At 72.2% G+C, this 3,158-nt stretch carries 2 protein-coding genes; both read right to left on the bottom strand.

Features of this window, described 5'->3' with window-relative positions; all coding sequences use genetic code 11:
• Positions 1 to 403 (bottom strand): beta-ketoacyl synthase N-terminal-like domain-containing protein (locus KUTG_RS40030; protein WP_043724444.1); only part of this gene is annotated, 403 nt, incomplete at its 3' end.
• Positions 404 to 417: 14 nt separating this feature from the next.
• Positions 418 to 3,158: type I polyketide synthase (locus KUTG_RS62205; RefSeq protein WP_198047471.1), on the bottom strand; the 2,741-nt coding region annotated here is incomplete at its 5' end.

Genomic DNA, 3,158 nt, shown 5'->3' with positions numbered 1-3,158 from the left:
CCTCCCACGCGACCTCCAGCAGCAGCCGCTGCTGGGGGTCGATGGCGACGGCCTCACGCGGGCTGACGCCGAAGAAGTCGGCGTCGAAATCGGCGGCGTCGTGCAGGAATCCGCCTTCCCGCGTGTAGGACTTGTCGGCCGTGCCGGGCTCCGGGTCGTACAGCCCGTCCAGGTCCCAGCCCCGGTCGGTCGGGAACGCGGTGATCGCGTCCCGGCCCTCGGTGACCAGGTCCCACAACTGTTCCGGCGTGGTGACCCCGCCGGGGTAGCGGCAGGCCATGCCGACGACGGCGATCGGCTCGGCGGCGTCGGCGACCAGCTTCGCGTTCTGCTGGCGCAGCTTCTCGTTGTCCAGCATGGACTTGCGAAGGGCGTTGACGACCTTCTCGACTTGTGCGTCCACGTCCGTGCTCCCGGTCAGTTGTCGCCGGCCGCGAGCGCGGCGGCCACGAGGTCGTCGATGTCCATGGTCTTGATCGCATCGCTGCGGTCGTCGGAGGGCTCGACCTGTACTGAACCGGCCAGTTCAAGCAGCTGGGCCAGCAGGCCGGCCGCGCGCAGCTTGTCCACCGGGATGGCCGCCACCGCGCGTTGGATGTCGTCGTCGGACTGCGCGGCCGGGGCCTCGCCGATGCTGGGCAGCAGTTCCTCCAGCAGGAACTTGGCCAGCGCCACCGGGCTCGGGTAGTCGAACATCAGCGTCGCCGGCAGCCGCAGGTCGGTGGCCGCCTGCAAGCGGTTGCGCAGCTCGATCGCGGCCAGCGAGTCCAGGCCCAGCTCGGTGAAGCCCTTGGTGACGTCGATGGAGTACGGATCGTCGTGCCGGACCACGGCCACGTGCGTGCGGACCAGGTCGAGCAGCACCCGGTCGCGCTCGCTCTCGCTCAGGCCGGTCAGCCGCTGCTCCAGCGACGGACCGCCCTCGGGCTCGGCCGGCGCGTCGGCGGCCTTGGCCCGGGCCGCCTTCTTCGGCGCCGCCTTGACCGCGACGTCCTTGAGCAGCACCGGAACCTCGGACTCGGCCGGGGCCAGCACGATCGGCGCCAGCACCGGCTCGTCGACCGTCATGGCCTGGTCGAACAGCCGCAGGCCCTCCTCGGTCGGCAGGGTGACGATGCCCAGCCGGGCCATCCGCTCCAGGTCCTTGTCGGCCGCGCCGCCGCCGATCGCGCTGTCGGCCGCCCACGGGCCCCACCCGAGGGCGGTGGCCGGCAGGCCCGACGCCCGGCGGTGGGTGGCCAGGCCGTCCAGGAACCGGTTGGCCGCCGCGTAGTTGCCCTGCCCGGCCCCGATCACCAGACCGGAGCACGAGGAGAACAGCACGAACTGGGCCAACGGCAGGTCCTTGGTCAGCTCGTGCAGGTGCCAGGCCGCGTCCACCTTGGGGCGCAACACGTTCTCCACCTGCTCGGGCGTCAGGCCGCCGATCAGCGCGTTGTCCATCACGCCGGCGGCGTGCAGGACACCGGTCAGCGGGTGCTTCTTGACGCCCTTGATCAGCTTGGCCAGCGCCTTGCGGTCCGCGACGTCACAGGCCGCGATCTTCACCGTCGCGCCGAGGGCGGTCAGTTCCGTCTGGAGCTCGGCCGCGCCCGGCGTGTCGATGCCGCGCCGGCTCGTCAGCAGCAGGTGCTTGATTCCCTTGTCCGCCACCAGGTGCCGGGCGAAGGTGGCGCCGAGGCCGCTGGTGCCGCCGGTGATCAGGACCGTGCCGTCCGGATCCAGCTCCGGCATGCCGGCCGGGGTCGGCGCGACACGGGCGAAGCGCGGCACCTTGACCCCGTTGCCCCGCAAGGCAACCTGCGGCTCGCCGGTGGCGATGACCGCCGGCAGCAGGTCGTCCGGGCCGTCGGAGTCGACGAGCACGATCCGGCCCGGGTTCTCCTCCTGCGCGGACCGGACCAGGCCCCAGATCGGCGCCTGCGCCAGGTCGATCTCCTCGTCACCGACGGAAACCGCGTTGCGGGTGACGACGATCAGCTTGGCGTCGGCGAAGCGGGAGTCGGCCAGCCAGGCCTTCAAGGTGTCCAGCACGCCGGTCACGACCGCCCGCACCTGCGCCGGAACGTCCTTGCCGGTCGTGACCACAGGCAGCACTGCCACCTCGGGTGTACTGGACAGTGCAGTTACCTCGGCGCTGCTGGTCACCGTCGCCCAGTTGCCACGGGCCGCGGTGTGCAGGCTGCCCAGCGGGAGCTGGTTCCAGCCGATGCGGAAGACCGAATCCAACTGGCCGGCCCCGGCGGCCGCCGCGTTGACCTTGTCGGCGGTGACCGCGCGGACGACCAGCGAGCGGATCGTCGCCACCGGCGTGCCCATCGGGTCGGACAGCTCCAGCCGCACCGCGTCCGAACCGCCCGTGTACACCACCCGGCCGCGCAGCTTGTTCGCGCCGACGGAGTGGATGGTGACGCCGGTCCACGCGAACGGCAGCTGCGTGCCGCCGGCGTCCTGCGGCTTGCGGCCCGACATGAAGTCGGTGGCGCTGAGCGCGGAGTCGAGCAGGCCCGGGTGCAGGAAGAACTCGGCCGCGTCGGCCTTGGCCTCCTCCGGCAACGCGACCTCGACGAAGGTTTCCTCACCACGCTGCCAGATCCCGCGCAGGCCCTGGAACATTGGGCCGTAGATGTAGCCCTGGCCGCTCAGGTAGTCGTAGACGCCGCTGATGTCGACCGCGTCGGCGCCGGCCGGCGGCCACTCGCGCAGGCCGACGTTGAACGCCTCCGGCGTCGGCGCCGGCTTGTTCTCCGCGGTCAGCACGCCGGAGGCGTGCCGGGTCCAGCCGGCATCGCTGCCCTCGGTCCGGGAGTAGATGGCCAGCGAGCGGGCGCCGTGCTTGTCCTCGGGGCCGACAACCGTCTGCACGGCAAGGCCTTCGCCCTGCGGCAGCGGCATCAGGGCCTCGATGGTCAGCTCCTCGACCGTGTCGCAGCCGACCTCCTCGCCGGCCCGGATGGCCAGCTCGACGTACGCGGTCCCGGGCAGGATGACCGTGCCGAGCACGTCGTGGTCGGCCAGCCAGGGGTGGGTGTCGACCGACAGGCGGGTGGTCAGGGTGACGCCGCCGGTCTCCGGCGACTGTACGACCGCGGCCCGCCAGCGGGTGCTGGGCGTTGACCTGGCCCAGGCCGGCCCGCGACCTCCACGCCCGCCGCCTG

It is taken from the genome of Kutzneria sp. 744, from assembly GCF_000568255.1.
Classification (GTDB): Bacteria; Actinomycetota; Actinomycetes; order Mycobacteriales; family Pseudonocardiaceae; genus Kutzneria.
This window is presented reverse-complemented; position numbering and strand designations above follow the sequence as displayed.